The 15,023-nt window shown below is 64.4% G+C and carries 17 protein-coding genes; 6 read left to right on the top strand and 11 right to left on the bottom strand.

The genetic code is table 11. The annotated features are described in order from the left end of the window. Positions 1-19: 19 nt before the first annotated feature. Together BMX57_RS14560 and BMX57_RS14555 are read right to left on the bottom strand one after the other, a co-directional pair. The gene (locus BMX57_RS14560) at positions 20-427 is read right to left on the bottom strand and encodes a universal stress protein (RefSeq protein ID WP_092368563.1); all 408 of its coding nucleotides are present in this window, start codon (positions 425-427) and stop codon (positions 20-22) included. Positions 428-493: 66 nt separating this feature from the next. After that, complete coding sequence (locus BMX57_RS14555; protein WP_092368560.1) at positions 494-820, bottom strand: antibiotic biosynthesis monooxygenase family protein; 327 nt, start codon at positions 818-820, stop codon at positions 494-496. A 152-nt stretch (positions 821-972) separates the two neighbouring features. On the opposite strand from BMX57_RS14555, the gene BMX57_RS14550 reads away from it, so the two are divergent. After that, entirely contained in the window at positions 973-1,638 is a 666-nt protein-coding gene (locus tag BMX57_RS14550; protein WP_092368557.1) for a hypothetical protein, read from the top strand. Between the two features lie 39 nt (positions 1,639-1,677). On the opposite strand, the gene BMX57_RS14545 is transcribed toward BMX57_RS14550, so the two are convergent. The 3 genes from BMX57_RS14545 to BMX57_RS14535 all read right to left on the bottom strand — a co-directional run bounded on the left by BMX57_RS14545 (position 1,678) and on the right by BMX57_RS14535 (position 6,128). Further along, positions 1,678-3,960 (bottom strand): glycosyl hydrolase family 28-related protein, encoded by a 2,283-nt coding sequence (locus tag BMX57_RS14545; RefSeq protein ID WP_092368554.1) that lies wholly within the window; start codon positions 3,958-3,960, stop codon positions 1,678-1,680. A 136-nt stretch (positions 3,961-4,096) separates the two neighbouring features. Continuing rightward, entirely contained in the window at positions 4,097-4,498 is a 402-nt protein-coding gene (locus BMX57_RS14540; protein WP_092368551.1) for a DUF4864 domain-containing protein, read from the bottom strand. Between the two features lie 49 nt (positions 4,499-4,547). Then, entirely contained in the window at positions 4,548-6,128 is a 1,581-nt protein-coding gene (locus tag BMX57_RS14535) for a lysine--tRNA ligase (protein ID WP_092368837.1), read from the bottom strand. 185 nt (positions 6,129-6,313) lie between these two features. Between BMX57_RS14535 and BMX57_RS14530 the strand changes: the two genes are divergently transcribed. Continuing rightward, positions 6,314-6,736, top strand: a complete 423-nt coding sequence (locus tag BMX57_RS14530; protein ID WP_092368548.1) for a tellurite resistance TerB family protein — start codon at positions 6,314-6,316, stop codon at positions 6,734-6,736. A 15-nt stretch (positions 6,737-6,751) separates the two neighbouring features. On the opposite strand, the gene dacB is transcribed toward BMX57_RS14530, so the two are convergent. From dacB to BMX57_RS14515, 3 genes are all read right to left on the bottom strand, one after another. Then, positions 6,752-8,248: a D-alanyl-D-alanine carboxypeptidase/D-alanyl-D-alanine endopeptidase gene (gene dacB, locus BMX57_RS14525; protein ID WP_092368834.1), complete on the bottom strand. Its 1,497-nt coding sequence runs from the start codon at positions 8,246-8,248 to the stop codon at positions 6,752-6,754. A 99-nt stretch (positions 8,249-8,347) separates the two neighbouring features. Further along, positions 8,348-8,989 carry a nicotinate-nucleotide adenylyltransferase gene (locus BMX57_RS14520; protein WP_092368545.1) on the bottom strand — a complete coding sequence of 214 codons (642 nt, stop codon included), beginning with the start codon at positions 8,987-8,989 and terminating at the stop codon, positions 8,348-8,350. 156 nt (positions 8,990-9,145) lie between these two features. Beyond that, complete coding sequence (locus tag BMX57_RS14515; protein ID WP_092368542.1) at positions 9,146-9,778, bottom strand: outer membrane protein; 633 nt, start codon at positions 9,776-9,778, stop codon at positions 9,146-9,148. Positions 9,779-10,075: 297 nt separating this feature from the next. On the opposite strand from BMX57_RS14515, the gene ettA reads away from it, so the two are divergent. Further along, positions 10,076-11,731 (top strand): energy-dependent translational throttle protein EttA, encoded by a 1,656-nt coding sequence (gene ettA, locus BMX57_RS14510; RefSeq protein ID WP_092368539.1) that lies wholly within the window; start codon positions 10,076-10,078, stop codon positions 11,729-11,731. Between the two features lie 67 nt (positions 11,732-11,798). On the opposite strand, the gene BMX57_RS14505 is transcribed toward ettA, so the two are convergent. Then, the gene (locus BMX57_RS14505) at positions 11,799-12,347 is read right to left on the bottom strand and encodes an REP-associated tyrosine transposase (protein WP_092368536.1); all 549 of its coding nucleotides are present in this window, start codon (positions 12,345-12,347) and stop codon (positions 11,799-11,801) included. 47 nt (positions 12,348-12,394) lie between these two features. Next, positions 12,395-12,616 carry a hypothetical protein gene (locus BMX57_RS14500; RefSeq protein ID WP_092368533.1) on the bottom strand — a complete coding sequence of 74 codons (222 nt, stop codon included), beginning with the start codon at positions 12,614-12,616 and terminating at the stop codon, positions 12,395-12,397. A 256-nt stretch (positions 12,617-12,872) separates the two neighbouring features. Here BMX57_RS14500 and BMX57_RS14495 point away from each other — a divergent pair, with 256 nt between their 5' ends. Next, positions 12,873-13,079, top strand: a complete 207-nt coding sequence (locus tag BMX57_RS14495) for a cold-shock protein (RefSeq protein ID WP_092368531.1) — start codon at positions 12,873-12,875, stop codon at positions 13,077-13,079. A gap of 71 nt (positions 13,080-13,150) precedes the next feature. Here the strand turns inward: BMX57_RS14495 and BMX57_RS14490 are convergent, their stop codons facing one another. After that, positions 13,151-13,546, bottom strand: coding sequence for an acyl-CoA thioesterase (locus BMX57_RS14490; protein ID WP_092368528.1), 396 nt, complete (start codon positions 13,544-13,546; stop codon positions 13,151-13,153). A gap of 312 nt (positions 13,547-13,858) precedes the next feature. Between BMX57_RS14490 and BMX57_RS14485 the strand changes: the two genes are divergently transcribed. Next, a complete protein-coding gene (locus tag BMX57_RS14485; RefSeq protein WP_092368525.1) occupies positions 13,859-14,416 on the top strand; it encodes a L,D-transpeptidase in 558 nt (185 codons plus the stop codon). Between the two features lie 14 nt (positions 14,417-14,430). Continuing rightward, the gene (locus BMX57_RS14480) at positions 14,431-14,970 is read left to right on the top strand and encodes a DUF4329 domain-containing protein (protein WP_143057924.1); all 540 of its coding nucleotides are present in this window, start codon (positions 14,431-14,433) and stop codon (positions 14,968-14,970) included. The last annotated feature ends 53 nt before the right edge of the window (positions 14,971-15,023 follow it).

Below are 15,023 nucleotides of genomic sequence, written 5' to 3'. Positions count from 1 at the left end.
GCGTCCGTGCGTTGTGGGCTCAGCGCACCACATGCACCGCGCAGGCCGCATGGCGCACCACCTGGCTGGCGGTCGAGCCCAGCAGCAGGTCCTGCATGCCCGGGCGGTGCGACGCGATGATGATCAGGTCCGGTTTGTTCTCTTCCGCCCAGTCCAGGATCGATCGGCCGGAATGGCCTTCGACCACGACGCCGGTGGCGTTCGGCAGCCGGCCGGCCAACTCGTCCAGTTCCGCCTGGATCGCCTTTCGCGCCGAGGCCATGTAGTCCTGCGGCATGTAGCTGATCGCGTAGGTCGGGATATGCTCGACCACGTGCAGCAGCGTCACCCTTGCATCCGGCGTCGCCAGCAACTCGGCCAGCTTCAGCGGCGCGGACGTGTCGCGGTCGGTGTCGAAGGAAATCGGGACCAGGATATTGTGATACATGGGGCGTACCCTCCTCGTGTTTGGGTCAAGCCTGCCAAGCCCGGCGGGCCGGCGCAATGATCCAGATCACTTGGTGTCGAAGGTTGCCGCGACATCATACATCACCGGCTCGAAGCTCTTGCACAGATCGTTGAACTTGCGATTGCGCGCGCGCATCTCGTCGGTGCGCAGCATGGCCAGGAAGTCCTCGCGCCGCTCCCATTGCGAGTAGTTCGCGATCCGCGTCTGCGCGTCGTTCACATGCAGGCCGGCAGCGATGAACCCCGGTTGTTTCGAGATGAACTCGGCATAGGCCGCGCGCAGGGCATCCAGCAGGTCCTGGCACGTGCCGGGGGTCATTTCGAACGTGGTGATCACGGTTTGAACGGTTGCATCCTGGGCTATGCGTGGCATTGGCTGACTCCTTGCTTTGGGTCTCAGCCTAGCACAGCTGTGTTCGCCTGCATCCCGGTTTTCCGGCCCGTTTCGGTCCGCTCAATACCTGAAGGCTTCCCGTAACCCCTTGTTAACCAATATTGCCGAGGCTGCGCGGCGGAGGCTGCTGCATGGTCCGCATCTTGTTCATCCTGCTGATATGCCTGGCCGCGCCGCATTCCGCCCGGGCCGGCGCCTGGTTGCGCGAGGCAGGAGCCGGGTTCTTGTCGGTATCGGGAACCGGATATCACGCCGATCCGGTCTGGGAATACCGCTCGTCCCTGTTCGCGGAATGGGGGCTGCACCGCAACATGACCCTGGGCCTGGATGCCGACGAGTATCAATTGACCAGTGGTCATGCGCTGCTCTTCGCACGGTTTCCGCTCTATCGCGGGGATGGCGGCGGGCGCGCCGCGCTGGAGTTCGGCGTCGGCACCCATCACTGGTGGGACCAGTGGTCGCCCATGTATCGCGGATCGGTGTCCTACGGCAAAGGTTTCGGCGGGTGGCTCGGCGCCGGCTGGTTCGCGGCCGATCTGTCGCTCGAGCGGCGGGACGGCACCGATGCCGATCTCGTCAAACTCGACCTGACCGCCGGGATGTCGGAGGGAAGGCGGCTCAACCCGATGCTTCAGGTCGAAACCGCCCGCCCGTCCGGAAAAGAAATACTGTGGTCGGTGACACCTTCGGTCATCGTCACGCTGCGCGACGACCTGCGCCTGGTCCTGGGTGCGGAACGCCGCTCTGCCTTTCCCGACTCCTATGGCATCAAGCTGTCGCTCTGGCGCGAGTTCTGATCGCGGGGCGGCGCCGGTCGCCCGGTGCCGCCCGTGTGTTCAAGTGTCGACCCGCAGGATCACATCGGCCACGCCGCGGACCGGTTTGGGCCAGACCAGGTGTACCTGGTCCCGCGCGGCGCCCTGCGCCAGGCTGACATAGGGCGCGGCGAATACCGGGCCCTGGGCCGCCTGGGCCCCGTTGATCGGCACCACGCCGTCGACGGCCCGCGCCCATCCGCCGAAGGGCAGCTCGGCGGCGGGATCGACCACCCAGGTCTGCGCGGCCGTCGGCTGGCTGTGCCGCACCCGAAGAGGTGACATCGCCTGCCGTGTGATCTGGTGATAGGTGTTTCCCGACACCTCGACATGCTTGAACCGGTCGTAATCCAGATCGGCAAAGCTGGTGTCGACAGCCTCGATCCGATCTACGACTCCATTCACCGCCTTGAACTTGTTGCCGGTCACGCTCACCCCGTTGAGGAAGTGGCCGTTTCCATGCGGCTTGACGATCACGAAGGCGAACCAGGGCGCCACGTCGCTGGCCAGGAACACGTTGTCGCTGATGCTCAGCGAACTGAACGAGAAGCCACCCGAGAAATCCGGATCCGGATCACGCTCGTTCGTCCATTCGACAAAGCAATTGTCGACATAGTTGCCGACAATGCTGACCGATACATAATTGTCCTGCAGGATCAGACCGGCACTGCGCACGCCGTCGCTGACGGCATCACCCTGGAAGAAATGGTTTCCCAGCACGATATGGTTGCCGCCGCCCAGCACAGCGAAATGCAGGAAGTTGGTGGACCTGTTGTTCCGCAGCTTCACGTCGTTTGCATTGACATTGAGCGCGATCGTCCGGCGATCGGCCACGTTCAGCGTCTCCTCGGTGGACAAGAACTGGCACTGGTCGATCAGCATGCCCTGACACCCGCCGCCGATCGAGGTGATGCCGCGATCCCTCGGCCGGCTGACGAAACTGTCGCTCAGGCTGAAGACGGCCCCGTTCGGCGCCAGGCGGATTCCGCTGCACCTTCCGTTGCATTGGAACTCGACATTCTGGATCCCGAATTTCGCCAACTTGCTGAACCCGCTGAAATCCAGCAGATACTTGAACGCGGTGAAGGTGAAGACCTGTGTGCCATCGGCATCGAAAAGCGGCGCGTTCAGCGTGATCTCCTGCGCCGCGACGTCCTTGGACCGGACATAGATCTCGCGCCCCACCCCGTTACCCGATACCAGCGCCCCCACCGGGATGTTGACGACATTGACCACGTTCTTCAGAACGCGCGCATTCTGTGACGGGGCATAGGTCGCCTGCGAGGTGAAAACCTCGGTGTCCCATTCCGTGCTCTCCTGGGCATCGAACTGGCCGTTGCGGATGACCCGGCGCGTGGCATAGCTCGGCCGGTTGGGAACCGCGGCGGCCATGTCGATGGGCGCGGACACGCTGATCTTGCGCCCGCCCATGTCCAGCGATTCATGGTCGGAATTGTTCACCAGCGCCTGGAAGGCCTTGCGAAAGGCCAGGTCCTCGTCCTTGAAGGCGTCGATATATGTGGGAAGATCGAAGCTCTTGGTCATCAGCAGCATCTTGTCAGCGGGCATCGTGACCCGCCCGACAAACACCGCCTGGGATTTCAGGCTGGTGGTTTCTGCCAGGTGGAACACACCCTCCGGAACCAGCACACGGCGTCCGTCGGCAGCCTTGTCTGCCGCCTCGAACGCAAATGAATCGTCTGATACGCCGTCGCCCACGGCACCGTAGTCGCGCACATCCACCAAACCGATCTTGTCATCGAGGAATGCTGCGGAAATGTCGGTGATCTCGATGTCGTCGATGCGCACGATCCCGCCGTTCGGGCCGATCAGGTCCAACCCGAAATGACCATAGAGCGCATCAGGCCCCCAGGGCATGTCCACGCCGCCGCGCGGTCCCGATCCGACGATGCCCGTCACCTCGACCACCGCGCCATAGCCTGTCAACTGCACCGGCGCGGCGAATTCGGGCACATCCGCGATATGCCCGTCCGCGTCACCAGCCCAACCCGCGATCCGCACCTGGGGCAGGTTGCCGCTCACTGCCTTGATCCGCGCGCGGATCATCAGATAGCAGCCCGGCTGCATCGGGGTCTGCCCCATGTATCGCAGCTTTTGCACCGTGTCGGATTTCTGCAATTCCAGACAGCCGCCGAAATCGGCATCCGCGGGCACGAAAGCTGCGTTGAACGCGCCGTCATAGGTCTCCGAGCCGGGCGTGCCGTCGCCGCTCGACCACCTGTCCAGGCCATGCTCGAAGGCGCGCGGCATGAACTCGATGCCGTCGGTGATTGCCTTGTTCATAAAGATCCCTTTCCCAATCGCCCGGACCTGTCGATCCGGACGTGTGCAAGCCGGGCCCGGGCCGCACCCGGACATTGGGAATGGGTAAGCAGCGGCGGTTAAGGCCGCTTGACCGCACCGTCACGGTGGTGTTGCGTCAGGCTGCGGCGCCCGGGGCCTGCAGGATCTGCACGCCGTTGATCTTCCAACCGGATTCAAGCTTGATCATCTGGTAGTCGAGGATATGGATCGCACCCTGCGCATCGGTTATCAGAACCTTCTGCCAGAGCCGACCTGCGATCTCGCGCAACTCCAGGAACTGGACGTTCCCGGGGCGCCACACCATCGGATAGCCGCCGCGCACCATCGCGCCGAAATTCTCCGGCGTGCGAAAGATCTGACGGATATTCGGGCTGGCATAGCTGAAGGCGGCGTCGAAATCATCGGCCTTGAACGCTTCGATCTGGGCCGAAATATTGGCTTCTATCTCGGCATTCTGGGCCTGGGCGGCAAGGGACAGGCCCAGGCTGATCACCAGGGCCGACAGAAAAAGGCGCATGGCATCTCCTCCGCTTGATGTCGGAGAGCTAGTGCCATGCGCCGCCGCGTCAATCGCCGGCCAGATCGCCCGCCAGCGCCTGATCGATCAACGCCACCGTTTCATCGACACCATAAAGCGCGATGAACCCGCCGAACCGCGGCCCCTGGCTGGCACCCAACAGCACCTCGTAAAGCGCCTTGAACCAGTCGCGCAGCGGGTCGAACCGGTCGCGTCCGACCGCATAGACCACCGATTGCAGCGCCTCGTCCTCCACAGGGCCGTCATAGGCGGCCAGTTGCGCCCGCAACGCCTCCAACGCCTCGCGCTCGGGCTCGGTCGGTGCGCGGAACTGGCGCGTCGGTTTGACGAAATCGTTGAAATACCGCACGGCATAGCCCACCGCCCGATCCAGGTCGGGATGGCTGGCGGCCGAGGCGTCCGGCGCATAGCGGCGGATGAACCCCCACAACGCATCGCTGTCCTGAGCCCCCGAGACCGAGGCCAGGTTCAGCAGCATCCCGAACGGAACGATCAGGGTGGATTCCGGCACGTCGCCGGAATGGATATGCCACACCGGGTTGTTCAGCTGCGCTTTCAGATCCTGCCCGGGATAGGCGCGCAGTTGCTGGTGATACTCGTCCACGGCCTTGGGGATCACGTCGAAGAACAGCCGCTTGGCGGTCTTGGGCTTCTGATACATGAAATAGCTCAGGGATTCCGGCGCGGCATAGGTCAGCCACTCCTCCATGCTCAGCCCGTTGCCCTTGGACTTGGAAATCTTCTGCCCGTTCTCGTCGTTGAACAGCTCATAGCTCAGCGCCTCGGGCGGCTGCTTGCCCAGCGCCCGGCAGATCTTGGACGATTGGGTCACGGAATCGATCAGGTCCTTGCCCGACATCTCGTAATCCACGCCCAGCGCCGCCCAGCGCAGCGCCCAGTCGGGCTTCCACTGCATCTTGACGTTGCCGCCCGTCACCGGCAGTTCGACCCGCTCGCCATCCGGCTCTTCATAGACGATGGTGCCCTTTTCGACACTCCGCTCCAGGGTCGGCACCTGCAGGACATGGCCGGTCTTGGGACTGACCGGCAAAAACGGCGAATAGGTCGCCTGACGGTCCGCCCCCAGGGTGGGCAGCATGATCTCCATTATCTTGTCGAACCGCTCCAGCGCCACCAGCAGCATCTCGTCGAACCGGCCGGCGGCGTAATAATCGGTCGCGCTGGCGAATTCGTACTCGAACCCGAAACTGTCCAGAAAGGCGCATAGACGCGCGTTGTTGTGCTGGGCAAATCCCTCATGTGTGCCGAATGGATCGCGCACCTTGGTCAGCGGCAGGTTCAGATCCTCCTGCATACGCTCCTGGTTCGGCACGTTGCCCGGCACCTTGCGCAGCCCGTCCATGTCGTCCGAGAAACAGATCAGCTTGGTCGGAATGTCGCTCAGCTGCTCGAAGGCGTGGCGCACCATCGTCGTGCGCGCCACCTCGCCAAAGGTGCCGATATGCGGCAGGCCGCTGGGTCCGTATCCGGTCTGGAACAGGACATATCCCTTTTCCGGCGGCGCCTTGGCATAGCGTTTCAGAACCCGGCGCGCTTCCTCGAAGGGCCAGGCCTTGGACGCAAGTGCGGTGTCACGCAGATCAGACATTTGGATCTCCATCGGGAACCGGCCGGATCGGGCCGAATGCGGCGCCGGACAGCACCATGCGCCCGGCCCGGCCCCTCCTATTGTGCTTGTGCAGCATGAGTCAATGAATGGCGGCGCCGGAAACAGTTGAACCAAACGACCCGCGACCATAGTTTGCAGCTGCAGAACCCGATCAGGACAGGACCATGAACCAGCAAGCCCCCCATCCGATGACTCCGCAGGATTGCCTTGTTGCGATCATGCTGGCCGTGTCCGCCTCGGACGAGAACATCCGGACCGCCGAACTGGTCAAGATCCAGTCCGCGGTGAACATGCTGCCGATCTTCGCCGACTACGACGACGACCGGATTCAACGCGTCTCGCAAATCGTGTTCGACCTCTTCGACCAGGTTGACGGCCTTGATGCCCTGTTCGGATTGATCCGCGACAACCTGCCGGAACGCCTGAACGAAACCGCCTACGCGCTGGCCTGCGACGTTGCCGCCGCCGATGGCCGGCTCAGCGAGAGCGAACTGCGCCTGCTGGAAGAGATGCGCTATGAGCTCAACATCGACCGCCTGCATGCCGCGGCGATAGAGCGTGGCGCGCGGGCCCGACACGCCACGTAAGATCCGGAGTTGGCCTCAGGCCTTGTGCCCCTTGGCGTAAACCTTCGCCCACCTTTCGATCAGCTTTCGCTGCAGACCGCGCGACTGCCCGTTCCAGGCCCGCGCCCCCTCGGGCCGCTCGCGCTGGCTCCGCTTCAGGCGCGAACGACGCTCCATGTCGGCGGTAAAGATGGCAAAGGCCAGTTCGGTGCCGTCCGATGCGGTCACGAACCCGCCCAGCCCCGAGACGAAATTCAGCGTTCCCGTCTTGGCGGCCACCGCGACCGGGCCGGCCTTGACCAGGCGGCCGGAGGCGTCCGGCATGGCGAACGGCTTGAGCAACGGCCGCAGGATACCGGCCCGGCGCACCTGCACCAGCGCGCCGACCAGGTCGCGCGGCGCCATGCGCGAGGCATCGCCCAGGCCGGAATGATCCACCAGAAGCGTCGAGGACATGCCATAGGCATCCGTGGCCCAGCGGCACATCTCGGCCGCCGACTCCGCCAGTGACGCGGGCGTCCCGATCCGCCCCGAACTGGCCGCCATGCCCACCATCTCGGCGGTCAGGTTCGTGGAATATTTCAGCATCCCCCGAACGATGTCGCGCAGTGGCGCGCTGGCATGGCGGGCCAGAACCCGCCCCGTCGGCGCCGTCTGCACCACCTGCACCTTGTCCAGAACGATCCCCTGCGACCGCGCCAGCGTCTGGAACACGTCACCGGCATAGAGCGCCGGCTTGCGCACCGGCAACCAACGCGCGCCGCCGCCGCCCAAGGCCCCACTGGCCACGGTCCAGCGATCCATCCCCGGCGCGGGCTCATAGGTATAGACCGGCATCCGCCGCGACACGACGGTCATGCGCGACATCGCCACCTGAGGCCGGTAATTCGCCGTGCGGGCGTCCATCGTGACCGAATACCCGCTCGTCCCGCGCTTCCACTCGAAATGCACGCGGTTGAAATTCAATGCGATTCCGGAGATCGCGGGGCTGTAGCCCAGATGATCCGGCTGGCCCGGATCGATGCTGTGAATACGCGGCAGGACCCCGTCATAGACCTTGAACGCGCCGCGCACCTCGCGCACGCCCGCGGCCTTCAGGTTGGCCGCCAGCCGCGCCAGGCCCTCGGTGTCCAGCGTCGGATCCGCCCCGCCGGCCAGAACCAGGTCGCCCTGCAGGATGCCGTTCTCGACCGGGCCCTCGGCGAACACCCGCGTTTCGAACCGGTGATCCGCCCCCAGCGTGTCCAGAGCGTAGAGCGCGGTCAGCGCCTTGGCGACACTGGCGGGCGGCAGACCCGCCCCGGCATTGATCGACTCCAGGCCGACGCCGCTTTTAACATCAGCCACGGCAAAGGCCACCATTCCCGGCAGCCCGGCGTCCGCGATCAGTTTCTGCGCCCCGGGGACCGGCTTCTGCCGTGGCCGCAATTGCGGCCGCAACGACACCAGTGGCGCATCGGCCAGAGCCGGCCCCAAGCCTACCGAAGCCGCAACACCACCCAGAAAGAACCGACGAGAAATCCGCTGTGTCATTTCGCCATAAGAGCGCAGAGCGCGGCGGCGGACAAGCGACCGGATCCATGTTTTTTCGATCCGATGCAACCTATCCGCGCGCATCGCATCTGGCTCCGCTTATCCCCGGGTACCTTCGTCCGTCCCTTGCCGCAACTGGGCCGCACCCCAGCGGCCCCGCGCCCGGAGTTGGGTCGAACTCACCGAGATCAGCGGCACGTTCACGAAACACCAGGCCGGCGCGTTGGCCCGACCCAGAAGATGCGATGCCTGCCCGTCCAGTCGATACGACTTGTAGGCGCGCGCCGCCACCGACATCCTGGCCGAGATGCGATCGCCCGGCCGCGCCAGCACACCGACCGGCACCGTTTCCATGATGGATCGCCAGTTCTGCCAAAGGTGCAGCTGCGCCAGGTTGTCGGCCCCCATCAGCCAGACGAACCGAACCCCGGGATAGACCTGCCTGAGTTCCGCCAGCGTATCGGCCGTTGCCCGCGTCCGCAGCCGCGCCTCCAGATCGGTGACGCGGACCCGGGGATGCTGCATGATCCCCCGCGCCGCCGTCATCCGCCGGTCCAGCGCCGCCGGGCCGCGCGCTTTCAGCGGGTTGCCCGGGCTGACCAGCCACCAGACGTGATCGAGACCGAAACGCTTCAGGGATTCCCGTGTGATGTGGACATGCCCCTGGTGCGGCGGGTCGAAGGATCCGCCCAGCAGGCCCACAACCTGCCCCGCCCGCGCAAAGGGTCTGTTTTCAAGCACTTGTCACATCCTTCGTGACCCTGCTTCCTTCGTGGGGCGGGAAAAGTCAATCCGTGCGCGCGCCGACGCCGCCAGCACGTCCCCAAAACGAAAAACCCCGGGCCGTGGGCCCGGGGTCTGTTGTCCGGATCGGATCCGGCGCAATTCAGCGCGGGATCAGAACTGGTAGGTCGCGCGCAGATGCACCGTGCCGAAGTCGACATCGTTGCCGTCCGCACCGAAGTCGTCGAACACATGGTGCTGATATTCGCCGCCGACGACCCAGCTGTCATTCACCTGGTAGTCATAACCGATGCCGACGACATAGCCCGGGTCATCGAGATCGATGTCATTCACGCCGGACAGCCCGTCGAAGTTGGTATAGGCGACACCGGCGCTGCCGTAGACCATGCTGCGGCCCAGGTCGTAACCGGCGCGCGCCTTGAGACGTGCAATGCCGTCGAAGCTGCCGCTGCCCGAAGGCTCGTCCACCGAAAGGTCCGAGAAGTCGTATTGCAGTTCCGGACCGACGACCCAGTTGCCCAGATCCCACAGGTACCCGAGCGTCAGACCGCCGACGATTCCGTCGGTGTCGAGATCGTCGATGTTGCGCGGGTCCAGATCAAGGCTGCCGAAGCCATAGCCAAGCTGACCACCCGCATAGAAGCCGCCCCAGTCGCCACTGGTGGAGGCGGGAACAGGTGCGGGAGCGATGGCCGGCTCGACCTGCGCAGGCTCGAGGTTTCCGGCCAGCGCGCTTGTTGCGGTGACGCCGGTGAAGGCCAAGGCAAACGGAAGAGCGTATTTCATAGCGGTAATCCCCTCGTTAATTGGTTGACGCGCCGGGATTGGCGCTTCCTTCGCTAGTTGCTCACGCACCCTGCCGGTTTTGAGAGGCCGGCGCGGCGTCTCAAAACCGCAAGTCAAAACTCGCCTAATTGGGGTATCGCGCTGGGCAGGTTCCCGCTTGCGCTGCGGCGCAGCGTCGCGGCCCGAATTCGGGCCGGTGGTACTGGCCTATTCCGGACGACCAGGGCCGCCTTGCCCCGGCCCACACGCTTGGGTATCTAGCGGCTCGACCCGAATTCCCGTTCAGAAGGACACGACATGGCTGCCTATCAATATGTCTATCACATGCAGGGCGTCTCCAAGACCTATCCCGGCGGCAAGAAATGCTTTGAAAACATCCACCTGAGCTTTCTTCCCGGCGTGAAGATCGGTGTCGTGGGCGTCAACGGCGCCGGCAAATCCACCCTGATGCGGATCATGGCCGGGCTCGACACCGACTACACCGGTGAGGCCTGGGCCGCCGAGGGCGCCAGGGTCGGCTACCTCCCGCAGGAGCCGCAGCTGGACAACACCCTGACCGTGCGCGAAAACGTCATGCTCGGCGTCGCCGCCAAGAAGGCCAAGCTCGACCGGTTCAACGAGCTGGCGATGAACTATTCCGACGAGACCGCCGAGGAGATGGCCACGCTCCAGGACGAGATCGACAGCGAGAACCTGTGGGATCTGGATTCCCAGATCGACGTCGCCCTCGAGGCGCTGCGCTGCCCGCCCGACGACGCCATGCCCGCCAACCTCTCGGGCGGCGAGGCCCGCCGTGTGGCGCTGTGCAAGCTGCTGCTCGAAGCGCCCGACATGCTGCTTCTGGACGAACCGACCAACCACCTGGACGCGGAAACCATCGCCTGGCTGCAACAGCACCTGATCGACTACAAGGGCACCATCCTGATCGTCACCCACGACCGCTATTTCCTGGATGACATCACCGGCTGGATCCTCGAGCTGGACCGTGGCCGCGGCATCCCCTACGAGGGCAACTATTCAAGCTGGCTGGAACAGAAGGCCAAGCGGCTGTCGCAGGAGGCGCGCGAGGACAAGTCCAAGCAGAAGACGCTGGAACGCGAGCTGGAATGGATGCGCCAGGGCCAGAAGGCGCGGCAGGCGAAATCCAAGGCGCGGATCCAGGCCTATAACGAGATGGCCAGCCAGTCGGAGCGCGAGAAGATCACCCGCGCGCAGATCGTCATCCCCAATGGCCCCCGACTGGGATCGAAGGTGATCGAGGTCGAGAACCTGGCCAAGCATATGGGCGACAAGCAGCTGATCGAGGATCTGTCCTTTTCCCTGCCCCCCGGTGGCATCGTCGGCGTGATCGGCCCGAATGGCGCGGGCAAGACCACGCTGTTCCGAATGCTCACCGGTCAGGAGCAGCCCGATTCCGGATCTGTCGACTACGGCGACACGGTGAAGCTGTCTTATGTCGACCAGTCCCGCGACGACCTGAATCCCAATGACACCGTTTGGGAGGCGATCTCGGGCGGAGGGGAAGTGATCGAACTGGGCGACGCCCAGGTCAATTCCCGCGCCTATTGCTCGTCCTTCAACTTCAAGGGCGGCGACCAGCAGAAGAAGCTGTCGCTCCTGTCGGGCGGCGAGCGCAACCGCGTGCACATGGCGCGGCTGCTTAAAGAGGGCGGCAACGTCCTGCTGCTCGACGAGCCGACCAACGACCTCGACGTGGAAACCCTGCGCGCGCTGGAGGACGCCCTGGTCGATTTCGCCGGCTGCGCCGTGGTGATCTCGCACGACCGTTTCTTCCTCGACCGGATCTGCACGCATATCCTGGCTTTTGAAGGCGACGCCCATGTGGAATGGTTCGAGGGCAATTTCGAGGACTACGAAGAGGACAAGAAGCGCCGGCTCGGACCGGACGCGCTGGAGCCGAAACGGTTGAAGCACAAGAAATTCGTTCGGTGAACGATTTCCGGCCGGGGTCACGTGACCGGCCTTGGCCGACTGGCGCCGGATGGGATGGAATCCCATCCTACGGCTCTCCAAATTCGCCCTGCTCGCATGCCCCGGACCATCCCGGAGCGACGCGCCCAGCGCGAATGTCCCTGTGAATCGAGGAATAGGGCCAGTCCACGGCAGATCCCGACAGCCCGTGTTTCACCGGGTTGTACCAGCAATAGGCCATATGCCGGCGGTAGTCCTCTTCGTTGCGGATGCAATGCTCCCAGAACCGCCGCTGCCAGACCCCGGCATCGCCTTTGGACACTTTCGACCGGGAGCGTAGGATGGGGTTCAACCCCATCCTACCGGACGGCTTCACATCACGGGTGAACCGGGACTTGATCGCGCCCCACCGGGTCGAGAAATCGGCATCCCCGGGCGGCAGGGTCCAGACCGTGTGCAAGTGGTTGGGCAGGACGACGCAGGCGTCGCACCAGAACGGCCGCTCCGCCAGCGTTTGCGCAAAGGCCCGGCGCAGGGCGTGGATCCTGCGGATCAGCAGGTCGGACTCCCGGTCGGCAAGCGCGACAGTAAAGAAATACTTGACCCCGGGGATTCGGGCACGCCTGTAGTTGGTCATGGCCGAACCGTGGCCTGATCGGGTTAAGACCGCGTGAAAGGCGCCCCTTACTTGCGCAAGAGCCGTTCGAACTCGGAGGACCTGGTGGGTTTCTCCGCAAGGCGCCTGTCGCCAACCTCGGCCCCGACCTTGCGCCACGCCATCTGCTGAGCGGTCATACCCGTGTCCTTGATCCGCGCGCGTTCGCCCGGCAAATGCGCCACGTTTTCACCGCGGACGTGCTTCGAACGCCCGAACAGCCGATTGAAAAGCGCTACCAGAAACCTCATGCCATGCCCTCCTGTTCCGAGTGCCGCAATAGCCTTCGGATTGGGCAGAATTTTGGCGCGCCGATATGGCGATAGCGGACTACAAACAAAAGAAACACCCTTGCGCCATGCCCCGACAGGTGCCATATGCGAAGGGCTACGTTATTCTATGTCGACCCACTGTCTCCCTTACACGGCGTTCAGTCACTCGATCCAGACCGACTACGCCGGGTTGCCGCACTTCCGCGGGCAACGAATTCTAAAGGAGACCACGGATATGGCCAATGGCACCGTGAAATGGTTCAACAGCACCAAAGGCTTCGGCTTCATCGCACCGGAAACCGGTGGCAAGGACGTCTTCGTCCACATCAGCGCCGTCGAGCGCGCAGGCCTGACCGGCCTGGCCGACAACCAGAAAGTGACCTACGACGTCGAAGCCGGCCGTGACGGCCGCGAAAGCGCGTCGAACATCCAGCTCGCCTGAGCCGGACCGACTTGACCAGGCGGGCGGTGCCGGTTGATCCCGGCGCCGCCCGTTTTCTTTGGCACAACCACTCAGGCCTCGGGAACCGGGCGCGGTCGCCCGCTTTCGTCGATCGCAACAAAGGTGAAGACCGCCTCGGTCACCTTCTCGCGCGCGCCGCCGCGTCCACGCAGGGCCCAGGCCTCGACCTCGATCGCCATCGACGTGCGCCCCACCCGTCCGATGCGGCAATAGATGCACATCACGTTTCCCACGTTCACAGGGCGCAGGAACTTCATCGCATCGACCGCCACCGTCGTGACCCGCCCGCGCGCCCGCTCTCCGGCCGTGATGCCAGCAGCGATGTCCATCTGGCTCAGCACCCAGCCGCCGAAGATGTCCCCGTTCACGTTGACGTCCCGCGGCATGGCAAGCGTACGCAGCGTCAGCACGCCCTGCGGCCCGGTCCCGGCCGTTTCCTCGTCCATCGCCCACCTTCCTCGTTCTGCTTGGGCGCAGACTAGCTGCGGGTCCCATCGGTCGCAATCGCAGCTTCAGAGGGAGCGCCCGGCACCGACAGCCACCCCGTGCGAGATGGCGTCCGGATCAGTGCTCTGTGCCAAATGCGGCGCGGCGTCTGCAACCCTTCTGCGGAACGGGATCGCCCGGTCCAGTTCGCCCCGGGTCGCACAGATGATGCCCCGCCACACCTGGCGCGGGGGATTCCCCGTGCTATTGACCGTAGGCACGCCAAGGATCAGATTTGTGCGAACCGATTGAAAATACAGACGAGGCCGCCCATGATTTCGCGCCGTTCCTTTATCGCCGCCGCTGCCGGGGCCTCTGCCCTGCCGCGGATGGCGCTTGCCGATACCGCCGAACCCTTCGATCCCACCCCGCAATACGTGCGCATCAAGAAGGACTTTCTGCCGGGTGAGTTGCTGGTCCTGCCGCGCTCCTTCTACCTCTATTTCGTGACCGAACCGCGCAAGGCGATCCGCTACGGCTGCGGCGTCGGCAAGGCCGGGCTGGAATTCACCGGCCGGGCGACGATCGACGTCAAGAAGGAATGGCCCACATGGCGGCCCACCGACGAGATGATCGAGCGCGACCCCCATCTCTACGGGAAATTCATCGACAACGACTATGTGCAACCGGGCGGACCCGGCAATCCGCTGGGCGCGCGGGCGCTCTACCTGTTCCAGAACGGCGTCGACACCTATTTCCGCATCCACGGAACCACACAGCCCGAGACCATCGGGCGCGCGGTGTCGAATGGCTGCATCCGGATGCTCAATTCGCATGTGGTCGATCTGTACCAGCGGGTCCCGGTCGGAACGGTGGTGACTGTGCTGTGACAGCGCCGCGGCGCGTGAGGCGCGGCATCACCGGCGCAATGGTGCTGGCCCTTGCCGCCGCCGCGGCCTGTGCCGATCCCACGCTGCCCGACCGCTCCGAGATAGATGCGGTCATCGCGCGGCTCGAACCGATCCAGCAATTGACCTTCGCCACCGGCTTCGAATACTGCGGCTATCTCGGGCAGACCCGCGACCGGCAGTTGGTCTTCACCACGATGCAGCGCGGCGGCCATGACGGGTGTACCCCGATCATGCCGGACGAAGATGTCGAGATGATCGCGTCCATGCACACGCACGGCACCTACGATCCCGGGGTTCCGGCGGAATTCCCGTCGGTCATCGACCTGGAAAGCGACCGGCGCGAGGGCGTGAACGGCTATGTCGCCACGCCGGGCGGGCGGCTGTGGTATATCGACAGCAAAGTCATGGTGGCGGTGCAACTCTGCGGTCCGGGCTGTCTGCCGCAGGATCCCGCCTTCCGCCCCGGCGATGATGGCGAGATCGCCGCGCGCTATTCGCTGGCGGAACTTGCGGCGCTGGAAGCCCGAGAATAGACCCGAACGAATTTTCTCTTGCGCGACTCGCGGCAAGAATCCAATTTTGTTCC

The sequence above is a fragment of the Cribrihabitans marinus genome (genome assembly GCF_900109035.1).
GTDB classification, from domain to species: domain Bacteria; phylum Pseudomonadota; class Alphaproteobacteria; order Rhodobacterales; family Rhodobacteraceae; genus Cribrihabitans; species Cribrihabitans marinus.
This window is presented reverse-complemented; position numbering and strand designations above follow the sequence as displayed.

What these genes read in the sequence shown, in the direction of transcription:
- BMX57_RS14560 (WP_092368563.1), bottom strand. Translation starts at nt 427, where the DNA reads ATGTATCACAATATCCTGGTCCCGATTTCCTTCGACACCGACCGCGAC.
- BMX57_RS14555 (WP_092368560.1), bottom strand. Translation starts at nt 820, where the DNA reads ATGCCACGCATAGCCCAGGATGCAACCGTTCAAACCGTGATCACCACG.
- BMX57_RS14550 (WP_092368557.1), top strand. Translation starts at nt 973, where the DNA reads ATGGTCCGCATCTTGTTCATCCTGCTGATATGCCTGGCCGCGCCGCAT.
- BMX57_RS14545 (WP_092368554.1), bottom strand. Translation starts at nt 3,960, where the DNA reads ATGAACAAGGCAATCACCGACGGCATCGAGTTCATGCCGCGCGCCTTC.
- BMX57_RS14540 (WP_092368551.1), bottom strand. Translation starts at nt 4,498, where the DNA reads ATGCGCCTTTTTCTGTCGGCCCTGGTGATCAGCCTGGGCCTGTCCCTT.
- BMX57_RS14535 (WP_092368837.1), bottom strand. Translation starts at nt 6,128, where the DNA reads ATGTCTGATCTGCGTGACACCGCACTTGCGTCCAAGGCCTGGCCCTTC.
- BMX57_RS14530 (WP_092368548.1), top strand. Translation starts at nt 6,314, where the DNA reads ATGAACCAGCAAGCCCCCCATCCGATGACTCCGCAGGATTGCCTTGTT.
- dacB (WP_092368834.1), bottom strand. Translation starts at nt 8,248, where the DNA reads ATGACACAGCGGATTTCTCGTCGGTTCTTTCTGGGTGGTGTTGCGGCT.
- BMX57_RS14515 (WP_092368542.1), bottom strand. Translation starts at nt 9,778, where the DNA reads ATGAAATACGCTCTTCCGTTTGCCTTGGCCTTCACCGGCGTCACCGCA.
- ettA (WP_092368539.1), top strand. Translation starts at nt 10,076, where the DNA reads ATGGCTGCCTATCAATATGTCTATCACATGCAGGGCGTCTCCAAGACC.
- BMX57_RS14505 (WP_092368536.1), bottom strand. Translation starts at nt 12,347, where the DNA reads ATGACCAACTACAGGCGTGCCCGAATCCCCGGGGTCAAGTATTTCTTT.
- BMX57_RS14500 (WP_092368533.1), bottom strand. Translation starts at nt 12,616, where the DNA reads ATGAGGTTTCTGGTAGCGCTTTTCAATCGGCTGTTCGGGCGTTCGAAG.
- BMX57_RS14495 (WP_092368531.1), top strand. Translation starts at nt 12,873, where the DNA reads ATGGCCAATGGCACCGTGAAATGGTTCAACAGCACCAAAGGCTTCGGC.
- BMX57_RS14490 (WP_092368528.1), bottom strand. Translation starts at nt 13,546, where the DNA reads ATGGACGAGGAAACGGCCGGGACCGGGCCGCAGGGCGTGCTGACGCTG.
- BMX57_RS14485 (WP_092368525.1), top strand. Translation starts at nt 13,859, where the DNA reads ATGATTTCGCGCCGTTCCTTTATCGCCGCCGCTGCCGGGGCCTCTGCC.